This is a genomic window from Brachyspira aalborgi (genome assembly GCF_008016455.1).
Lineage (GTDB): Bacteria > Spirochaetota > Brachyspiria > Brachyspirales > Brachyspiraceae > Brachyspira > Brachyspira aalborgi.
In genome coordinates, this window is the sequence record NZ_SAXU01000001.1 from 665,601 (window position 1) to 685,394 (window position 19,794).

The 19,794-nt window shown below is 27.5% G+C and carries 17 protein-coding genes; 10 read left to right on the forward strand and 7 right to left on the reverse strand.

All coding sequences use genetic code 11. The features are described from left to right. The first annotated feature begins 137 nt into the window (after nt 1–137). On the forward strand, nt 138–1,040 hold the full coding sequence (locus tag EPJ79_RS03030) for a DUF4340 domain-containing protein (RefSeq protein WP_147738395.1): 903 nt from the start codon (nt 138–140) through the stop codon (nt 1,038–1,040). A 4-nt stretch (nt 1,041–1,044) separates the two neighbouring features. Here the strand turns inward: EPJ79_RS03030 and recR are convergent, their stop codons facing one another. Both recR and EPJ79_RS03040 read right to left on the reverse strand, forming a co-directional pair. Further along, nucleotides 1,045–1,647 carry a recombination mediator RecR gene (gene recR, locus EPJ79_RS03035; protein ID WP_147738396.1) on the reverse strand — a complete coding sequence of 201 codons (603 nt, stop codon included), beginning with the start codon at nt 1,645–1,647 and terminating at the stop codon, nt 1,045–1,047. A 2-nt stretch (nt 1,648–1,649) separates the two neighbouring features. Beyond that, entirely contained in the window at nt 1,650–2,039 is a 390-nt protein-coding gene (locus EPJ79_RS03040; RefSeq protein ID WP_147525765.1) for a YbaB/EbfC family nucleoid-associated protein, read from the reverse strand. A gap of 157 nt (nt 2,040–2,196) precedes the next feature. On the opposite strand from EPJ79_RS03040, the gene EPJ79_RS03045 reads away from it, so the two are divergent. After that, on the forward strand, nt 2,197–2,961 hold the full coding sequence (locus tag EPJ79_RS03045) for a hypothetical protein (RefSeq protein WP_147738397.1): 765 nt from the start codon (nt 2,197–2,199) through the stop codon (nt 2,959–2,961). 79 nt (nt 2,962–3,040) lie between these two features. Here EPJ79_RS03045 and EPJ79_RS03050 read toward each other — a convergent pair whose 3' ends face one another. From EPJ79_RS03050 to rsxE, 3 genes are read right to left on the reverse strand one after another with little or no spacing between them, the layout of a single operon-like run. Continuing rightward, nucleotides 3,041–3,859, reverse strand: coding sequence for an RnfABCDGE type electron transport complex subunit B (locus tag EPJ79_RS03050; RefSeq protein WP_147530430.1), 819 nt, complete (start codon nt 3,857–3,859; stop codon nt 3,041–3,043). Nucleotides 3,860–3,898: 39 nt separating this feature from the next. Further along, nucleotides 3,899–4,477, reverse strand: a complete 579-nt coding sequence (gene rsxA / locus EPJ79_RS03055) for an electron transport complex subunit RsxA (protein ID WP_021959050.1) — start codon at nt 4,475–4,477, stop codon at nt 3,899–3,901. A gap of 18 nt (nt 4,478–4,495) precedes the next feature. After that, nucleotides 4,496–5,152: an electron transport complex subunit RsxE gene (gene rsxE / locus EPJ79_RS03060; protein ID WP_021959051.1), complete on the reverse strand. Its 657-nt coding sequence runs from the start codon at nt 5,150–5,152 to the stop codon at nt 4,496–4,498. A 149-nt stretch (nt 5,153–5,301) separates the two neighbouring features. Here rsxE and lepB point away from each other — a divergent pair, with 149 nt between their 5' ends. From lepB to EPJ79_RS03080, 4 genes are all read left to right on the forward strand, one after another. Next, nucleotides 5,302–6,369 (forward strand): signal peptidase I, encoded by a 1,068-nt coding sequence (gene lepB, locus EPJ79_RS03065; protein ID WP_147738398.1) that lies wholly within the window; start codon nt 5,302–5,304, stop codon nt 6,367–6,369. Between the two features lie 17 nt (nt 6,370–6,386). Beyond that, nucleotides 6,387–8,027, forward strand: coding sequence for a hypothetical protein (locus tag EPJ79_RS03070; RefSeq protein ID WP_147738399.1), 1,641 nt, complete (start codon nt 6,387–6,389; stop codon nt 8,025–8,027). Nucleotides 8,028–8,045: 18 nt separating this feature from the next. Next, nucleotides 8,046–9,104: a tRNA preQ1(34) S-adenosylmethionine ribosyltransferase-isomerase QueA gene (gene queA / locus EPJ79_RS03075; protein WP_147738400.1), complete on the forward strand. Its 1,059-nt coding sequence runs from the start codon at nt 8,046–8,048 to the stop codon at nt 9,102–9,104. A gap of 426 nt (nt 9,105–9,530) precedes the next feature. Next, the gene (locus EPJ79_RS03080) at nt 9,531–10,388 is read left to right on the forward strand and encodes an Rpn family recombination-promoting nuclease/putative transposase (RefSeq protein WP_147738401.1); all 858 of its coding nucleotides are present in this window, start codon (nt 9,531–9,533) and stop codon (nt 10,386–10,388) included. Between the two features lie 35 nt (nt 10,389–10,423). Here the strand turns inward: EPJ79_RS03080 and EPJ79_RS03085 are convergent, their stop codons facing one another. After that, nucleotides 10,424–14,116 (reverse strand): type IIG restriction enzyme/methyltransferase, encoded by a 3,693-nt coding sequence (locus tag EPJ79_RS03085; RefSeq protein ID WP_147738402.1) that lies wholly within the window; start codon nt 14,114–14,116, stop codon nt 10,424–10,426. A 222-nt stretch (nt 14,117–14,338) separates the two neighbouring features. Here EPJ79_RS03085 and EPJ79_RS03090 point away from each other — a divergent pair, with 222 nt between their 5' ends. Next, a complete protein-coding gene (locus EPJ79_RS03090; protein WP_021958085.1) occupies nt 14,339–14,704 on the forward strand; it encodes a rod-binding protein in 366 nt (121 codons plus the stop codon). Nucleotides 14,705–14,768: 64 nt separating this feature from the next. Here EPJ79_RS03090 and lepA read toward each other — a convergent pair whose 3' ends face one another. Beyond that, nucleotides 14,769–16,580: a translation elongation factor 4 gene (gene lepA / locus EPJ79_RS03095; protein WP_147738403.1), complete on the reverse strand. Its 1,812-nt coding sequence runs from the start codon at nt 16,578–16,580 to the stop codon at nt 14,769–14,771. Between the two features lie 255 nt (nt 16,581–16,835). On the opposite strand from lepA, the gene EPJ79_RS03100 reads away from it, so the two are divergent. The 3 genes from EPJ79_RS03100 (at nt 16,836) to EPJ79_RS03110 (ending at nt 19,756) form a co-directional block, all read left to right on the forward strand. Continuing rightward, nucleotides 16,836–17,228 (forward strand): GrdX family protein, encoded by a 393-nt coding sequence (locus tag EPJ79_RS03100; protein WP_147738404.1) that lies wholly within the window; start codon nt 16,836–16,838, stop codon nt 17,226–17,228. A gap of 17 nt (nt 17,229–17,245) precedes the next feature. Further along, a complete protein-coding gene (gene trxB, locus EPJ79_RS03105; protein ID WP_147736140.1) occupies nt 17,246–18,199 on the forward strand; it encodes a thioredoxin-disulfide reductase in 954 nt (317 codons plus the stop codon). A gap of 270 nt (nt 18,200–18,469) precedes the next feature. Next, entirely contained in the window at nt 18,470–19,756 is a 1,287-nt protein-coding gene (locus tag EPJ79_RS03110) for a glycine/sarcosine/betaine reductase component B subunit (RefSeq protein WP_147738405.1), read from the forward strand. Nucleotides 19,757–19,794: the final 38 nt, after the last annotated feature.

A 19,794-nucleotide genomic window follows, 5' to 3' on the forward strand; every position in this document is an offset into this window, starting at 1 on the left:
GATTACTATATTTTTACGAAATTAAAAAATTAAAAAATCATATAAATAATACTTTACAATTTTCATTATTCATAGTATATTAAATTAATTAATTTTATAATTTTAATTTATTTAATAAAAAAAGGAGATATTATTTAATGTCTAATATAAATAAAAAATACGCGATTCTTTCGTCAATAATAGTAATTCTTGCGGTTATTTTAGTATTAACTATATTATTAAAAAATAGAGGTTATTCGCTTCCGACTTTAAAAGCTATTAATTCCAATATAAGCGAAATAAAAATTAATAGAGGAACAAACGAAACTTTATCTATAAAATTAAACGAAGGAAAATGGATTTTAAACGAAGAATATATTGCCGATTCGGATATTATCGAAAGTATGACAAACGCTCTTAATTTGATTAAGCCCGTTGAGATAATTTCAAGAGGCGAAGACGATAAAGAAAAATACAAACTTTTAGAAGAAGAATTATTAACCGTTATAGCTATAGACAATTCTTTAAAAGAATTAAGAAATATAAAATTCGGAATGAAAGCCACGCTCGGAAATAATGTTTACGCTCAAATCGATAAAGATAAAAATATATATTTGCTTGGAAATTTATCTTCAAATCCTAAAGATATATTCGATAAAAGCGAAGACGATATTATAAATAAAACTATTTCGTCTATAAGAAACGACAAAATAAATAAAATTACCGTTTCGTATAATAATAAAGATTATACTTTAGAAAAATCGGAATCTATAAATTGGTTAAAAGTTTGGAATAATTCAACCGTAAAAGTTGACGATTTATATAGCCCAATATATACGATAGCAAATTTTAAAGCGGACGGATTGATAAGAGAAAATTTAGATAAAAATTTAGCTTTATATAAAATTGAAATATTTGCAGACAACGATTTTGTTTTATACGAAATTTTAAATAAAAATAATAATTATGAAGTTTCGCTTTCAAACGACAATAACAGATATTATATAAACGATGCGACATTTAGCAATTTAAAAGAAGCGATAGACAATATTATAAAATAAAAATTTAATTCATATCGATTCTATCTAAAATACTTCTTGCCAAAGAACGAGAATCCGCGTTTTCTATATCGCTTGCCAAAGAAATTCCATAAGTTATTCTTGTTATTTTTCCGTTAAAATTATTATTTCTTAAAGTTTTGTATATAAAAGACGCCGTAGTATCCGCTTCCAAAGACGCGCTGAAAGCTATTATTATTTCGTCTATATTATCGTTTATTCTTCCAACAAGTTCTTTTATTCTTATATCGCTTATTCCTATTCCTTTAATCGGCTCTATCAAGCCGCCCAAAACATGATAGATTCCGTTATATTCTTCCGTTTTTTCAATAGCCAATATATCGGGATAGGATTCCACTATGCATATTTTTTTTTTATCTCTTTTTTCGCTTAAACATATAGGACAAATATTATTTTCGCTTAAAGAATAACATTCTTCGCATAATTTAATATTTTCATGCAAAGTCGATAACGATTTTGAAAATTCTTCCAAATATTCTTTATCGCTTTCAAATAAATATAAAGCGAGTCTCATTGCAGTTCTTCCGCCGATTCCAGGAAGCCTAGATATTATTTGAGTAAGTTTTTCTAAAGAAGGAGTTATATTCAAAATTAATCTCTTTTGTCTTCTTCGTCTTTCTCTAATTCGTCCATCATACTATTAACTTTCGACATAATCTCTGGACTTATAGAATCTAAAGAAAAACTTAAAATTGGCTTTCCGTTTTCAAATCTAACCGAAGACATTTTTGCAAGGTCGCCGAAAACTTTATTTAAATCTTGAGCGTCAAATTTAATTTTATCGTTAGAGCTATGATTTAATTCTTTTATTTTAGAAATAGCTTCGTTTACGCTTGAAGTTAACATCTCTTCCAAAAGTTCTTTCTGTTCTTTAGTTAAAAGGCTTTCGTCTATAGTTAAATCCGTAATATTATAAGATTTATCTATTGTTAAAGATATAAGATTTCCTGGCGAACTATGTTTAATTGTGTTATCGCTCATTTAATACTCCTGATATTAATAATAAAATAATATATATCTTTTTTCATTATTTTTCAATTATAAATATTTGTATTTTTTATTTAATTAAAATAAACAATTGACATATTTTTTTAATACTATAATATACTCATTATAAAATTATTAAAGGAGTTTTAAAATGAAATATTTAAGAAAAATTTTTACAACAATAGCATTAATGACAATTTTTAGCGTTTCGGTTTTTGCAAAAAGCGGTTTTGAATTCCACTATAACGCTTTGCTTGGAGTCGGAGTTAGTTTTCCAACGACAAGTATGAAAGACATGGGATTTAAAAACGATATAGGATTTGACGGGACAGGTTTATTTCAAATTGGATATATGCGTCAAGTTAAAGAAGGTTTTGGAATAAGCTATTTATTAGAATTGGGTTATAATTTCAGCTCTTATACCATTTCTGGAAAACCAGATTTTAATAGCATAGTTTCGGATGCATTAAACGAAATGTTTGGCATAAATATTAATCCTAATCAAGTGGGAATGCCTAACGATATTTCGGTAGCTCTCGATTTTACTTTTTATAATATTCAAGTCGGTTTATTTCCTAAATTCAATTTCGGAAATTTTTCAATCGGAATCGGCGGAGGAATCAAAATCCCTGTGATTGGCGAAATGTCTGTAACCGCAACCGCTATCAATGTCGAAGAAACTCAAAAATTAAGCAGAACCGATATAGCGGATATGTTCAATCCTCCAATTTTCGGATATGTAAAAACTTCTTTAGCTTATTCGTTTTATCTTACCGATAAAGTCGCTCTCGATGTGGGATTATATTTGAGCTACGATATTATGCAATTTATAAACGAAGGAGGAAAAGACGAATACGGCGGAACTCTCAATACAGGAATAATATTCGGACTTAAATTTGGAGGAAAAGTCGATTAATCATAAATAAATAATTTAAAATAAAAACGGGCGGGAATTAATCTCATCCGTTTTATTATTTATTTAAATGCGATTAAAATTAAACATTAATTACAGAATTTACTCTTTCATCCGTTATAGCTTTTGTCGGGCATTTAGCTATGCTTTCGTCAGTAAGGCAATAATCTTCATAGTTAACTATAGCAAGATAATTATCTATTTTCATTCCGCCTTCTTTTGTCGCTTTAACGCAAATGCTACATCCAATGCATGCTCTATCGCATGATTTTTTGGCTATAGGACCTTTATCTTTAGATTTGCAATAAACATGATATTTTTGAGAGACAGGATGAATCTCTATAAGTTTTTGAGGACAGGCTTTAACGCATGCATTACAAGAAACGCATTTATCTTCCACTATAATTGGAATTCCCGTTTCGCTTTTGACAATCGCCCCAAACTCGCAAACTTTCATACAATCGTAAAAACCTACGCATCCGTAAGTGCAATCTCTATTTCCTCCCGACATAACCGCAGAAACGCAAGTCTCCGCTCCGTTATAAACTTTATTTGTTTTAGCGATTCCTTCATGTCCATGACAGAAAATATACGCTCTCGTTCTCTCTTTTTGAGGAGGTGCGACTTTTCCCAAATAATTAGCGACTTTTGAAGCCGTATCCGCTCCGCCAACAGAACAACCATCAAGAGGAGCTTTTTCATCAACCAAAGCTTTTGCAAATTGAGCGCAACCTGGAAATCCGCAACCGCCGCAATTAGCGCCTGGCAAAATTTCCGTAAGTTCCGCAACTCTTTCATCCGTTTCAACTTTAAATATTTTAGAAGAAAATATTAATATAATCGCAAGTATTAAAGTTATTAAAGCAGCCGATATAGACGCTATAGTTATTGTAGTAATCATAATCAAATATCCTTAATTTAAATTAAACTATTTTTTATTTTACTTAATGATTCCTGAAAATCCGTAAAATATTAAAGCCAATATTCCCGCGGTTACAAAAGGCATTGAAGGACCTTTAAATGCTTCGGGTATATCCGCAGTTAACAATCTCTCTCTTATGCTAGCCATTATTACAAGAGCTAAAGTAAATCCGATTCCCGCTCCTAAAGCGAAAACTATATTTTCTATAAAGCCATATTGATATAAAACTCCAAATAAAGCCAAACCCAATACGCAGCAATTAGTCGTTATCAATGGAAGATAAATTCCTAAAGCTAAATATAAACCTTCGCTTGTTTTTTTAATAACTATTTCAACAAATTGAACTAAAGCCGCTATAACTATAATAAAAAGTATAGTTTGCAAAAATTCAATTTTAAAAGGCGCTAAAATATAATATTGAATTACCCAACTAACCGCAGCCGTCAAAACCAAAACAAAAGTTACGGCAATTCCCATACTTATAGCCGAGTCAAGTTTATTTGAAACGCCCAAAAATGGACATATTCCTAAAAATTTAGTTAATACAAAATTATTAACCAATACCGTTGCAATGAATAAAAATATTAAATTTGTCATAATCAATTTCTCCTTAAATTAAGCCTTTTGAGATTTTTTAGAATCAATAGTTCTTTTTATCGCTATTAAAACAGCCAAAGTAAAGAAAGCTCCTGGCGCCATAATCATAACTACCCAAGGAGTCGTTACTTCGTTATAAGCGTTTAATGCAAAAGGAAGCGAGGTTTCTATAAAATTTCTTATAGAACCTACTATATCCATACCAAGCCAACTTCCATTTCCTAATAATTCTCTTATAGAACTTAAAAGCAATAAAGCTATAAAAAAACCGCAACCGTTTCCCAAAGCGTCAACTATGCTTGGAACTATTCCGTTTTTATTTGCAAAAGCTTCCGCTCTTCCTAATATAATACAGTTTACCGTTATTAAAGGAAGATAAGCTCCTAAAGCAAGAGATAAAGTATAGAATTTAGCTTTCATTATAATATCGGTTAATGTAACGAAAGCGGCTATAACTACAATGTATCCCATTATTCTAACTTCGTTTGCATAAGCTTTTTTCAAAATAGAAATTAAAGCGGAAGAACAAACCAAAACGAATATAGTGGCAACGGACATGCCGATAGCGTTTTCTACGCTGCTCGTCACCGCCAAACTAGGACACATTCCAAGAATCTGAACGAAAGTAGGATTATTTTTCCATACTCCGTCTATAAATACATCAGAATTTTTCATAATATTTAACCTTTATTTAATTTTAATGATTTATAATTATATTAACATAAATATTTATTTTTTCAAGTATCTATATATTCTATAATTGATATTTTATCTAAAATATTATATAATTCTACATTAATATTTTTATTTATATAGGGCTTAAAATGGAAAATCCAATAAAAAATATTACAGAAACAATAACGGGCGAGTGCAGAAATTTTAAACATACCTTAAAAGAAATTCTCTACGCCATAGTTATAGTTTTTATAATAAATACTTTTTTAATTCAAAATTATCAAATACCTACGGGTTCTATGATTCCAATAATAATGCCAGGCGATAGATTATTTGCAAACAGATTCGTTTATGGAGTTAAGTTTCCGTTTACTGACGGACTTTTAGGTTATAGGCTTCCAAAAATAAAATCGCCTCAAAGGGGAGATTTGGTTGTTTTTAGAGCGCCGCCATCTTCGACATTTGGATGCGAATCTTCAATGCCTTATTATGAGCCTTCGCCTTTTGTTCAATTAATTAAACTTCCCGTTATGATATTTTCGATTACGCCGTTTACTTGGGACCCGAGATTTTTATTAGCCGATTTTATAGGAGAAAAACTTACGGGCGGAAAACATTTAGCGCCAATGCCTTTATTTTTCGGACTTAAAGCGGTTGATTTAGACCCAAGAAAAGAATTCGTAAAGAGAGTTATAGCGACTGCGGGAGAAACCGTTGAATTGAGAGATAAAAATATATTTATAGACGGAAAGCAAATAGAAGACAAATGGGGATATTTCTTTTACGGCGAGAGAGAATTTTATCCAATTATAGATATATACGGACCTGTTTATGTTCCTAAAAAAGGAGATATAATTATATTCAAAAAAATTATGGATAGAGCGGATTATTATAACGATTTAAGTTCTTTTGAAGTTTATATAAATGATAAAGTTGTAAGCGATGATGTAAAATTATGGTTTTGGATGAATGTATATATTCCAAACGCTAATTCTAAAGGGATGCAGAGCGAAAACGGAGAAAAAGAATTTATATATACAGTTCCCGAAGATTATTTTTTTGTAATGGGAGATAATAGAGACCAAAGTTGCGATAGCAGAATGTGGGGATTAGTTCCTTATAGATTAATAAAAGGACAGCCAATGATTGCTTGGATACAATCGAAAAGACCTGACGATGTTAAACAGGGATTTTTTAAATATTTTATAATAAAATAAATTAATTAGAAAATAATATGTATGAACAAATTTCGGCGGATACTCTAAAAGAATTATTTAAAATTTGGAAAGTAAAAAATATAGAAGAGTTAGAAAATAAAACCTCAAATATTTCTATTGTTTCTTTCAAATTTTATGAGCTTTCAATAGAATGTAAAAATATAATTTATCATTTAGTAAAAAATTGCGATAAAGAATTAAGTTCTATAGATGTCGCTTATTCGCTTCATTATAATCCTAAACACTTGCCTGCATTTCTTGATATTGTGGAAGAAATAAAAGAATCTGGTTTTTTATATGTCAAAATGAGAAGAAGAAGATTAAATTCTGGAGACGATATATTATATTTAATTCCTAAAGTAAAAGAGATTATAGAAAATATAATTTTAGAAGAATTAAAGATTAAAAATTTTATCGATATTCAATATAATTCAAATATATATAAAAAATATTTAAAAGATATAATTTCCATACATGAAAGCGGCGGAATATTTGAAAAAAATAAATTAAATATAGAAGACGAAGATTTATTAGCTTTATGCAAGGCAAATATATTCTGCGTTTATTTTTACGGCGAAAATTTTAAAACTTATATTGGAATAAATAATAATCAAGTTATAGAAAAAATAGAAAAAAGTTATGACGAAAATATTCCTTCTTCAGTTTTTATTTACAATCATTTTAATATATTAAACGATATAGAAACTTTGATTTATGAAGCCGATATGCAAAAACTAAATGTTTATGATATTAACATTAAATTTTTAAGCGAGAATATCGATTCAAAAACTATAATAAATATATGTTATAAATCTAATTTAATAAAAATCGACAATAAAGGATTTATTTTTTTGGAATACGATAATATAAAAAATTATTTAGCTCAAGATATAGAAACGAGAATAGATTTTATATTAAAAAATTCTTATAAAAATTATTTGCCTTATAACGAAAAAATTTTAAAAATATTGAAAGACGAAGATATTATTTCAAAATCAAAATTATTTTTGAAGTTAAAAGAAAAATATAATATTATTCTTAATTCGGAAGAATTTAATAATATTTTATATTCTATGTTTTTATTAGGATTTTTAGAAGCTTCTTTTTATGAAAGCGCGATTATATCTTTAAGAAATCTTTATTATAGCGATAGTTCCGTAAAAAAATGTTTTGTAAACGGAAATTTTGAAATAACTTTAATTAATCATAATTTATTTTCAAACGATTTTATTTATATGTGCAATTTATATTTTGAACTTGATAATAACGAAACGGTTTATACTTATTCTATGACTGAAGATAAAATTTTAAAAGGAAAAACTATAATTAATAATCCCGATTCAAAATATAGTTTTTATAATTTTTTAAATATTCTAAAAAATACATTTGAAAAGAATTCGATAAATATTCCAAAACATATTGAAACGAATCTTAAAAGATGGTATGAAAGAGGAATAATATCTTCAATATACGAAAATGTCACTCTTATAAATATAAAAAATCAAAATAAACTTGAAGAGATAATTTGCGAGGCTAAAAGAAAAGGAATAAATATAATTAAAATAAACGAAGAGTTTGCCATAGTAAAATCAACTTCTATAAATAATAAAAGTTTAATTAAATTTTTAAGACAGAGAAAGATAATAATAAATTTTTAAATATTAACCTAAATTATTATGATAGATTATTTGAATAAAGAAACTTATAATTTTTATTTACCTGAAGAATTAATTGCCACTAATCCAAATCATAAAAGAGATAATTGCAAATTAATGACAATGAATATTAAAACGGGAGAAATCGAACATAAAATTTTTTACGATATAATTGATTATCTTAAAAAAGACGATATTTTAATTTTAAACGATAGCAAAGTTATACCAGCAAGAATATTTGCAAAAAAAAATACGGGCGGAATTGTTGAAATTCTACTTTTGCAAAAAAAAGATTCTGACGAAAGTTATTGGGAATGTTTAATAAAAGGAAAAAATATAAAAGAAAAAGACATTTTATATTTAGATTATGATAATATAAAAGCGATTATTGAAAAAGATAATATATCTACAAAATTAATTAAATTTTCAAAACCGTTAAATAACGATATTTTAGAGAATATAGGCAATATTCCTCTTCCGCCTTATATAATTCAAAATAGAAAAAAAAAAGGAGAAAAAGAATATACTGAAAACGATAAAGAATTTTATCAAAATATTTTTGCTAAAAACGAGGGAAGCGTTGCATCTCCGACTTCGGGACTTCATTTTACAAAAGAACTTTTAGATAAAATAAAAAATAAAGGAATAAAAATTTGTTATATAACTTTGCATGTTGGTTTTTCAACTTTTAATCCGCTTAAAGAAGATAATATTAAAAATCATATAATGCATAAAGAAAAATTTTTAATCGAAAAAGAAACTGCAGATATAATTAAAGAATCTAAAATAAACAAAAAAAGAATAGTAGCATGCGGAACAACTGTCGCTAGAGTTTTAGAAAGCGAATTTGATAACGGAAATTTTAAGAGATTGAAAGGAGAAACAGATATATTTATTTATCCGCCTTATAAGTTCAAATGCATTGACGCTTTAATAACGAATTTCCATACTCCGCATTCGACTCTTTTAGCTATGGTAAGCGCGTTCGCTGGATACGATAATATAATGAAGTCTTATAAAAACGCTATAGAAAATAATTATAGATTTTTTTCTTATGGCGATGCTATGTTTATGTATTGAGTAGTAAAGTTGGTAGAAGGTAAAAGTAAGCAAAAAAGCATTTCTTTTTTGCGTCTGCCCGTATTTTGTGTGTGAAAAAAGAAACAAGGATAAAACCAGCTTTCAGCAAAAAAAATAACAATCGGAATTTATAGTTTTTTAGTTTATTTGATATATTTTTAATTTTAAATTTTATCAAATTAATCAACAGAAATTTTATTCCCTCAATTCTGAAATATTAACTTTATTTATATTTTTCGTCATTACAATAATTTATATCTAAAAATCCAATTTATAATCCATTAACTCTTTCAAATTCAACACTTCCTCTCAATTATTCTAATCAACCAAATTCTCAATTTATTTCTTTATTTTTTATCGAATTCAGAATAAATATAAATCGTATTCTCTTTTGACAAATAAAATTATTCTGTTATAATTATATCTATGAAAAGAAATAGAGAAATTGATAAACTAAACGACTTATTCGTCCGATACTTACTCGGCAAAAACGGAAATGAAAATATGCTTGAGGATATGGTTAACGCCGCTTTAAGCGATTTCAATTTTGAAGAAGTTAAAGATTTAGAAATAATAGACCCTTATAATTTATCCGAAAATATCGATTTAAAAGAATCTATAATTGATATTAAAGCAAAAACAAAAGATAATCAAACCGTTATAATTGAAATTCAACTTTGCGGAAATATGGATTTTGTCAAAAGAATTTTTTATTATATTTCAAAAAATATTGTTAATGAATTAAAGGAAGGCGAAGATTATAAAAAATTGCCAAGAATTATTAGCATTAACTTATTAAATTTTAATTTAGATTTCGGAGACGAAGGAAAACCTCACCGTTGCTTTAAATTAATCGACACAAAAAACCATAATATAGATTTAGACTTTATTCAAATGCATATTTTAGAAGTTCAAAGATTTATTGAAATAATTGAAAAATCAACTTTAGACGAACTTAAAAAGAATAAGTTATTGACTTGGATGAAATTTTTTACAAGCAAAAATTTAAGAGCTATAGAAAAAGAATTAATGGAGGCAAACCCGATTATGACGAAAGTAATTGAAGAATACAAAAGATTTACTTCTGACGATAAACTTATGAGAGCTTATGACGCCCGAGATGCATTTTTATTGGGGCAAAAAATGATGCTTAATAGAGAGCGAGAAGAAGGCATAAAAGAAGGACAAATATCAATAGCCAAAACCATGAAAAAAGACGGCGTTGATATTAACCTAATCTCAAAATACACAGGCTTAACAATTAAAGAAATCAAAAAACTATAAATATTTTCTTTATTGCCGAAACTATAACCGACAAATCAATCCTTCCCCTCAATAATCTTTATCTCTTCCTCGCTCAACTCATAAAGCTTGTAAACCAACCTATCAACCTCTTCCTCCAACTCTCTCATATCAATTCCGCTTTTCTTTCCTTCAATTATTCTATCGACTAAATTAATAATCTTATCTTCCAACTTTTTATTTTTAGAATTGACTTCAAAAATAGGCAATGTTTCTAAATTATTCTTATTAATTCCTAAATATCCACCCGCCAAATGCTTGTCTTGAAATTTATTTGTAAAAACATAATTCATAAATTTACTATTTAATACGCCTAAAATCAATAATGGATTTAACCCTTTAAAATCATAAATTGCATAAACGCCTACTCCTATTGCTAACGGTTTTTTAATATAACAAGCTTCCAAAATTTTTGTCATTCCAGCAATAACAATCTTTTCACTACACCAAAAATTCCATTTATCATTAGATATGGCATTATTCGGTATAATATATGGATTTTTATAAACTTTTTTCATATATTTAACTTCATCTGTATTAATTAAATATCTGTCAATGTTTCCACTTACGGCGAAAGGAATAGCATTTTTTATTTTTTCATTTATTAGAAATTCTATTATGGAATGCGCTTGAAAACCAGCTAAACCAGATTGTATTTTTAATCCAAAATCATAAAAAGTTTTAAATCTATTCCAATCTATATATTCTCTTTGTTTTAAATTACCAACTGATAAATCTTCCTGTCTTTCGATATAAAATTTTTGAAATTTTGATTTTTTACTTCCTAAAACTATAATAGGATATATAGAAGCATTTTCAAAAGTATTAACATTTGAAACATCAATACAATCTCCTAAAAAATTATTTTTTATAAACATATCTAATGTTTCCTTTGCATATTTAGCAACTAAAAATTTATTAGGAATAATCCAAGCAAAACAACCATTATAAGATTTTATTTTTAATCCAAGTAAAATAAATAATAAATAAATGTCATAAAGCCCATTAATATTCGGATAATGTTTTTTATAAATATCTTTAGCTTGAGTATTTGATTTAGATAAATCTAATGTGCTTATATACGGCGGATTTCCAATTATTAAATCAAATCCCTTAAAATTGCCTTCATAATCCAAAACTTCGGGGAATTCAAAACGCCATTCAAAAGTTTTCTTATTTTCAAAATCTTCATAAGCTTGCATTAATGTTTTAATTTTTGAAAGCTCTTTTTCTTTAACTTCTCTAATAATATTTTTTTCAAAACTCACAAATTCATGAAATTTAAAATATTCAATATAATTTTTCAATTTCGATTTTATTTGTTCGTTAGAAATATTATTTATATTGATATAGCCGTAATTATAAAAGAAGTCATGCAAACCTTGATAAAAATTTATATATTCGTTGCAAGTTCGCTTAAAAAGTTTTATCAAATATAATATGCTCTCTTCGTAAATATCTTTAGATTTTTTAGCTTCCGTTTTATCGCTTGCATTCTTATAAATTTTAGATTGGACTTTTGCATTTTCAAATCTTTGAGGAATCTCTTTCTTTATATCGTCAAATTCTTTTTTCAAAGTTTCTCTTTCAAACATATCGGCTTTATCAATTCTACTTTTTAAATTCGATAAAAAATTATCTTTACTAATTCCAAAATCTATATTTGAAATTAAAGAATTTCCGCATTTAATATTTATATCGATATTCGGCAAAGTTTGAAGATTATGATAATTTTCGCTATCGAAACTTAAATAATAACTATTCTTTAATAATTCTATCCAAAGTCTAAGTTTTGTAATTTCGCATGAATTAGAATTAATATCCGCGCCGAAAAGATTATTTTCAATAATAGATTTTTTAAGATTAAAAATTTCCATCTGTATTTTATGATTATCGTTTTGAGATTTCGGACGCTTATATTCAAAATTTCCGCCTTCTCTATCTTTAATTAAAATCTCATCGTTTTCAATTTTCAAATCCGAAACGGAAATATTGATAAGCCCAAGTTTATAATAAATATAAATCATTTCATTTAAAGCCGAAACTAAAAAATGCCCGCTTCCAACCGCAGGGTCGCAAATTCTAATCTCTTCTAAAATATTTATAGCCTTATCTCTAAAATTAAAATCGGCATTTACATTTACTAAAATTTGTTTTTGAAGAATATCTAAATTTTCAGCGTTTAATCCGTTTTCAGAAAATTTTTGCAAAACTATTCTATCCAAACTTTCTTTACACATATAACTTGTAATAAAATTTGGAGTATAAAAACTGCCTTCTTTATAACCGTTTAATTTTTCAAATACGAGTCCTAAAACGCTTGAATTAATCAAATCTTTTTGAGCGAGTAAATTTTCATTATCATAATTTGCCCCAAAATCAAAAGAGTTTAAAAACTCAAAAATCATTTTAAGCCAATCTTCTTTTCCTTTTTTAGCTTTCCCGCTTTTATCTTTAATTTGCGTATTTTTAAAATATTCTAATTGCAAATTTGAAAGTTGCGAAATTTCAATAATCTCTTTATTTGAACGAGTAAATAAACTTGAATTCAAATAAGGCAAATAAGCCAAATCTTTAATATTATTTTGTTTTCTGTCGTTATCGTTTGATTTTTTAGCCAATATTTTAAAAAATAATTCGTTTAATTTATTATAATTTTGAATCTTATCAATATTTAAAAATGCAAGATTCTTATCATCGTTAAAATTTATTAAACTTGATTCTAAAAGCTTTAAAAATAAAATTCTGTTTATCCAAATAATTAAAATCTCTAATGCGTTTTCGTCAATTTCGTTTTCCGAATTTTCTTTTTTATCTATCTTATATTCTGGCAAATGTTGAAGTATATTATAATAAAGCGTTCCATCTTTATCAATCGAATTTTTGCTTGGCGCTATAAGAGTTTTACCGTTTATAACTTTTTCGCAAAGTCCTAATAAATAAAGAAGTTCGTCATAAAATCCTTTATTAAGTTGATTTGCATCGTTAGGATTAAATTCTTGAAGTAAAAAATCTCTATTGAAAATCTTAAAATAAGGCTTTAAATCCTTAAAATTATATTCTGCATCCGTTTTTATAATTTCGTTTAAATCTATAAAAGCGCCTTTAAGAGCGAAATTTTTTAAATCCAAAATTTTTTTAGCTTCCAAATAAAACTCTTCCGTTCTTCCGTCAAATATAGAATTTTTATTTGTAAAACTTTTATATAATTTCTCAAAATCTTTATTTTTATAAAATCCGTTTTCAAATTCTTTTGCTTCAAAAATATAGAATTTATAAAAATCGGTAAGAATAATATATTTTATAGTCGAATTGCTTTCTTCTCTAATTCTAAAATAATATAAAATAGCTTCATGCAAAGCCTTGCAATTAGGATTTTCGGCGTAAAAAAAATCTTTATCGTTTGGTTTTTTAGCTTCAATAATAACTTGAATATCGGAATCTTTAAGAATTGCCAAATCAATCTCGCTTTTCCCTTTCATTTTATATTTTATATGCGTTTCAAAATTTAATTTTTTAAAAAACGGAGAGAGACAATTTGCAACTAAAGAATCTTCATTTTTATTTTCCCGTTTATTCATATCTTTAATATAATTAATTAAAATATTTTTAAAATTTTCAAATTCATTTTCTAAAATTTTATAGCGATAAAAATATTGATTTATAAAGTCTTTATTTTCTATATTTATAAACTCTAATTTTTTAGACATTTTTTACTCCGAATTATTAATTATAACATTTTATAAAAATTCTTATATTATGCAATATTATTAATATTAACTATTATAAGTTTTAATATTTTCTTAAATGAAAACTATATTTTAAAATTAATTTAAATTCCTAATAATTTTTATTTCATTTCCGATAATCTAAAAACATAAAAAATTTTGTAAATTTAAAATTTTTACTCTTATAAAAGAATAGGAATATTTATGAATATAATCGACAATTACAATTTAAATATAAATAGCGCAAATTTAACAAAGTTAGAAAATACCAAAAAAAAATACGAAAATGAAAAAACTTCTAAATTTTCTTTAAATATTGAAAACGATAAAATTGTTAATAATGAAAAAAAAAGATTAAGAGAAGTTTCTGAAGATTTTGAAGCGCTTATGATTAATCAAATGCTTAAAGAAATGCGAAAAACTGTTCAAAAAAGCGAATTAATAAACGGCGGAATGGCTGAACAAATTTTTGAAGATATGCTTTACGATGAATATTCAAAAGAATTTTCAAAAACAAAAACTTTTGGGCTTGCCGATATTATATACAATCAATTAGAAAAATATGTTTAATAGTTTTAAGTAATAGTGTTTATATATTTAAAGCATAGTAAAATTTTATTTTATTATGCTTTTTTTATTTTATATTATAGTCTGTTTTAAGAACGCTTATAAATGCATCTTGAGGAATTTCAACATTTCCGATTGACTTCATTCTCTTTTTCCCTTCTTTTTGTTTTTCAAGCAATTTCCTTTTTCTCGTAATATCTCCGCCGTAGCATTTTGCCGTTACATTTTTTCTTAATGCGCTTATATTTTCTCTCGCAATTATTCTTCCTCCGATTGCAGCTTGCAAAGGAATTTGAAACATATGACGCGGAATAAGATATTTTAATTTTTCTATTATTTGTCTTCCTCTAATTTCGGCGTTACTTCTATGAGACATAAAAGATAAAGCGTCCACAACTTCTCCATGAACTAATATATCTATTTTTTCAATTTGACTTTCTCTAAAATCTGAAAAATCATAATCAAAAGAAGCGTATCCTCTCGAGATTGATTTTAATTTATCGTAAAAATCGTAAACGACTTCTATTAAAGGCAAATCAAATTTTATTTCCGCTCTTCTATCGTCCAAATAATTTAACGAAGTTTGAACTCCTCTTCTGTCTATGCATAAAGATATAATATTTCCCAAATAATCGGTAGGAACTATAATTAAAGCGTTTATAAAAGGTTCGTAGCATTTTTCTATATATTGATTAGAAGGAAAATCTGCAGGATTATCGATTAATTTTTCTTCTCCGTTTGTTAGTTTTAATTTTACTTCGACTGACGGACTTGTAATAACCAAATTTAAATTAAATTCTCTTTCCAATCTTTCTTGAACAATTTCTAAATGCAAAAGCCCCAAAAATCCGCATCTATAACCGAATCCTAAAGCAATAGAGCGTTCGGGTTCATAAATAAAAGAAGCGTCATTTAATTTTAATTTTTCTAAAGCTTTTTGTAAATTTGCATAATCTTCATCTTCTGCAGGAAAAATACCCGCAAAAACCATAGGCAAAACTTCTTTATAACCTATAAGAGGTTCGTTTGAAGGATTATTTTCCAATGTAATAGTGTCGCCAATTTTTATATCCGAAATATTTTTTATTCCCGCTATAATATATCCAACCTCTCCGCTTTTTAATTCGTTTGAAGGTTTTAATCCTAAAAGTAAAGTTCCGCATTCTTCAATTTCGTAAACGGCTTTGCTTTCCATTAAAAGAATTTTATCTCCTTTTTTTACCTTTCCGTCAAATATTCTCATTATCATAACCGCTCCTCTAAAAGCGTCATAATAAGAATCAAATATTAAAGCTCTTGTTTTAAGATTTGAATTATTTTTTGGCGGAGGAATTATTTTTACAACGGCTTCAAGTATTTCGTCAATTCCTATATCGTTTTTTGCGCTTGCTAAAACTATATCGTTTTGATTTACTCCAAATTCTTTTTCCATTTGAGCTTTGCAAAGTTCGATATTAGCCGCGGGCAAATCTATTTTATTAATTACGGGAACTATTTCTAAATTATTTTCAAAAGCCAAATAAAAATTAGAAATTGTTTGCGCTTCCACTCCTTGTGCGGCGTCTACAATAAGTATAGCGCCTTCGCAAGCTGCAAGCGAACGAGATACTTCATAATTAAAATCTACATGCCCAGGCGTGTCTATTAAATTAAAAGTATAAGTTTCGCCGTTTTTAGATTGATAAGATAATTTTATCGCCTGACTTTTTATTGTAATTCCTCTTTCTCTTTCTATATCCATAGAATCTAATATTTGAGCTTTCATCTCTCTGCTTGAAATAGCTTTTGTATGTTCTATAATTCTATCGGCTAAAGTGCTTTTCCCATGGTCGACATGAGCGATTATGCAGAAATTTCTAATCTTATCGGAATAGGACATTTATAAAAAACCTTTGCTATATAAATTTTTATTTAATATATTAAGGTTAATTATAATTCGGTTATTAGGTTTTTGCAAATTAATTTATTAAAAGTCTTATAATTTAATAAAGTTAAATTTTGTAAAAATATATTGATTTAATATTTGACAAATTTTTATTTTATGTTATTTTATATATGTTAAATGATAAATTAAATTTTGTAAAAATATATTGATTTAGTATTTGACAAATTTTTATTTTATGTTATTTTATATATGTTAAATAAAAAGAAAAATATAATAATTACGAATAATCCGAAAATATTAGAAGAAATTTCCGATAAAAATATAGAAATTTCTTATTTTGAGCAAGCGGATTTTATGGAGATTTCATATAAGGCGAGGGATTTTATACATTTAGGATATAAACTTTTAACTCATCCTATTGTCAGCAGTATAAAACCTTATGAAACTCCTTATAAAACCATAGTTCTTGCTTATAATAACGGAGAAATTGATTTAGAATCTATAGAATTAATAGAAAATTCTATAGAATTATTAAAAAATTTTTTAGATAAACCGAGAAGAAAATTGACTAAAAGTATAGACGAAGATTTTAAATTAATAGATTATAAATTAATAAGCGAGGCTATAGAAAGTATAGCTTAAATTTTTAAGGAGATTTTATGAGTAATTTGTATGATTGTATTATAATAGGCGGCGGACCTTCAGGATTGGCTGCGGCTATATATTCTGCAAGAGGCAAAATGAAAACTATTCTTTTTGAAAAAGGTAGTTTTGGCGGACAAATAAGCATAACGGACGAAATAGCAAATTATCCTGGTTTTTATGAAACTACTGAAGAAGGCAGGCATCCTAAAAATCTTATAAATAAAATGATAGAGCAGGCTAAAGAATTCGGAGCGGAAATAGAGCATAAAGAAGTTATAGATGTTAATTTTAATGATAAAATAAAAGAGATTAAAACTTCCGACGGCAATACTTACCAAGCTAAAGCCGTTATTATAGCTACAGGCGCTCAACCTAGAAAATTAGGTTGCAAAGGCGAATTAGAATATACGGGAAAAGGCATTTCTTATTGCGCTACTTGCGATGCAAACTTTTTTGAAGGAATGGAGGTATTTTGTATAGGTGGAGGCGATACTGCCGTTGAAGAAGCTATGTATTTATCTAAATTTGCAAGAAAAGTAACTTTAGTGGTTAGAAAAGATTATGTTCGTTGCGCCGATTCTATAGAAGAAAAGGCTAAAGCTAATCCGAAAATAGAAATTAAATTTAGAACCGAACTTTTGGAAGTTAAAGGCGAAGGCATAGTTGAATCCGCTATATTTTTAAATAATGAAACGGGCGAACAATGGGAATATAAAGCCGATGAAGAAGACGGAACTTTTGGAGTATTTATATTTGTAGGATATGTTCCTCTTACCAAGTTATTTGAAGGCAAGGTTAACATGGAAGAAGGCTATATAATAACTGACGAAGAGATGAAAACAAATATACAAGGCGTTTTTGCCTGCGGAGATTTAAGACCGAAAATGCTTAAACAAGTGATTACGGCAACGGCAGACGGCGCTATAGCGGCAATATCGGTAAATAAATATATTGAAGCTAATTTTTAATTTTACAATTTAATATTTGATAGGTTTAATAATTAAGAGATTTTAAGGAACAACAATGAGAGATATTTTAATTTACAAACTTTGCGAATGAGAATTAATTGGCTATTGCGGCGCAATAAAAAGTATTATCATAAAAACTATGATTTGTAAATTATTATATTGCATTAATATTTTAAAAAAGTGGAAAAATAATATATTTTTTCTGCTTTTTTTATGCCTTGATTTAAATTATAAATTAATATATAATAAAATAACTTTTAAGGAGACTATATGAAGTTAGAAGTAGGAGAGATTTATATTAAAGATATAAAACTCGATAAAAATTCAAAAGTTGAAAATGGGACGCTTTATGTCAATAAGGACGAAATAACAAAAATTGTCCTTGAAGACGAAAAGTTAAAAAGCGTTCAAGTTGAAGTTGCTCATCCTGGAGAATCTGTTCGTATAACGCCTGTTAAAGATGTTATAGAGCCGAGAGTAAAAGTAGACGGCAGAGGCGGAATGTTTCCAGGTATGATTTCAAAAGTTGATACCGTAGGCGAAGGCAAAACTCATGTATTAAAAGGAGCGGCGGTTATAACTTGCGGTAAAATAGTTGGTTTTCAGGAAGGAATAATCGATATGAGCGGACCCGGAGCCGATTATACGCCTTTTTCAAAACTTAATAATTTATGTTTGGTTATAGAACCTGTAGAGCCTATAGAAAAACATGATTATGAAGCCGCGGTTAGAGGAGCGGGATTAAGAGTCGCTACTTATTTAGGAAAATTAGCTAAAGATGTGAAACCTGACAATACTTATAGCTATGAAACTAAACCTATATTTGAGCAGGCTTCTATGTATCCTAATCTTCCAAAAGTCGGTTATGTGTATATGCTTCAAACTCAAGGTTTATTGCATGACACTTATGTTTACGGAGTGGACGCTAAAAAAATAGTGCCTACTTTTATATATCCTACCGAGATTATGGACGGAGCTATAGTAAGCGGAAATTGTGTGTCTGCATGCGATAAGAATACGACTTATCATCATTTGAATAATCCGATAATAAAAGCCTTATACGAAAAACATGGAAAAGAAATTAATTTTATGGGCGCTATAATAACGAATGAAAATGTATTTTTAGCCGATAAAATGCGTTCTTCCGATTGGGCTTCTAAATTGGCTAATTATTTCGGTTTGGACGGAGTTATAATATCCGAAGAAGGTTTTGGCAATCCTGATTCCGATTTAATAATGAATTGTAAAAAAGCCGAAGCTTTCGGAATTAAAACTTGTATAGTAACGGACGAATATGCGGGACGAGACGGTTCTTCCCAATCGTTAGCCGATGCCGATGTATCCGCTAACGCCGTAGTTACCGCTGGAAACGCCAATGTAGTTATAAATTTGCCTAAAATGGATAAAATTATAGGTATGTTGGATTATACCGATAAGATAGCGGGAGGATTTGAAGGCTCTTTAAAACCTGACGGTTCTATTGAAGCGGAGTTGCAGGTTATAACTGGAGCTACAAACGAATTAGGTTTTAATAAATTTAGCGCTATGGGTTATTAATAATCGGCGTTGAATTTTTAAAATAAATAAAAATTTTT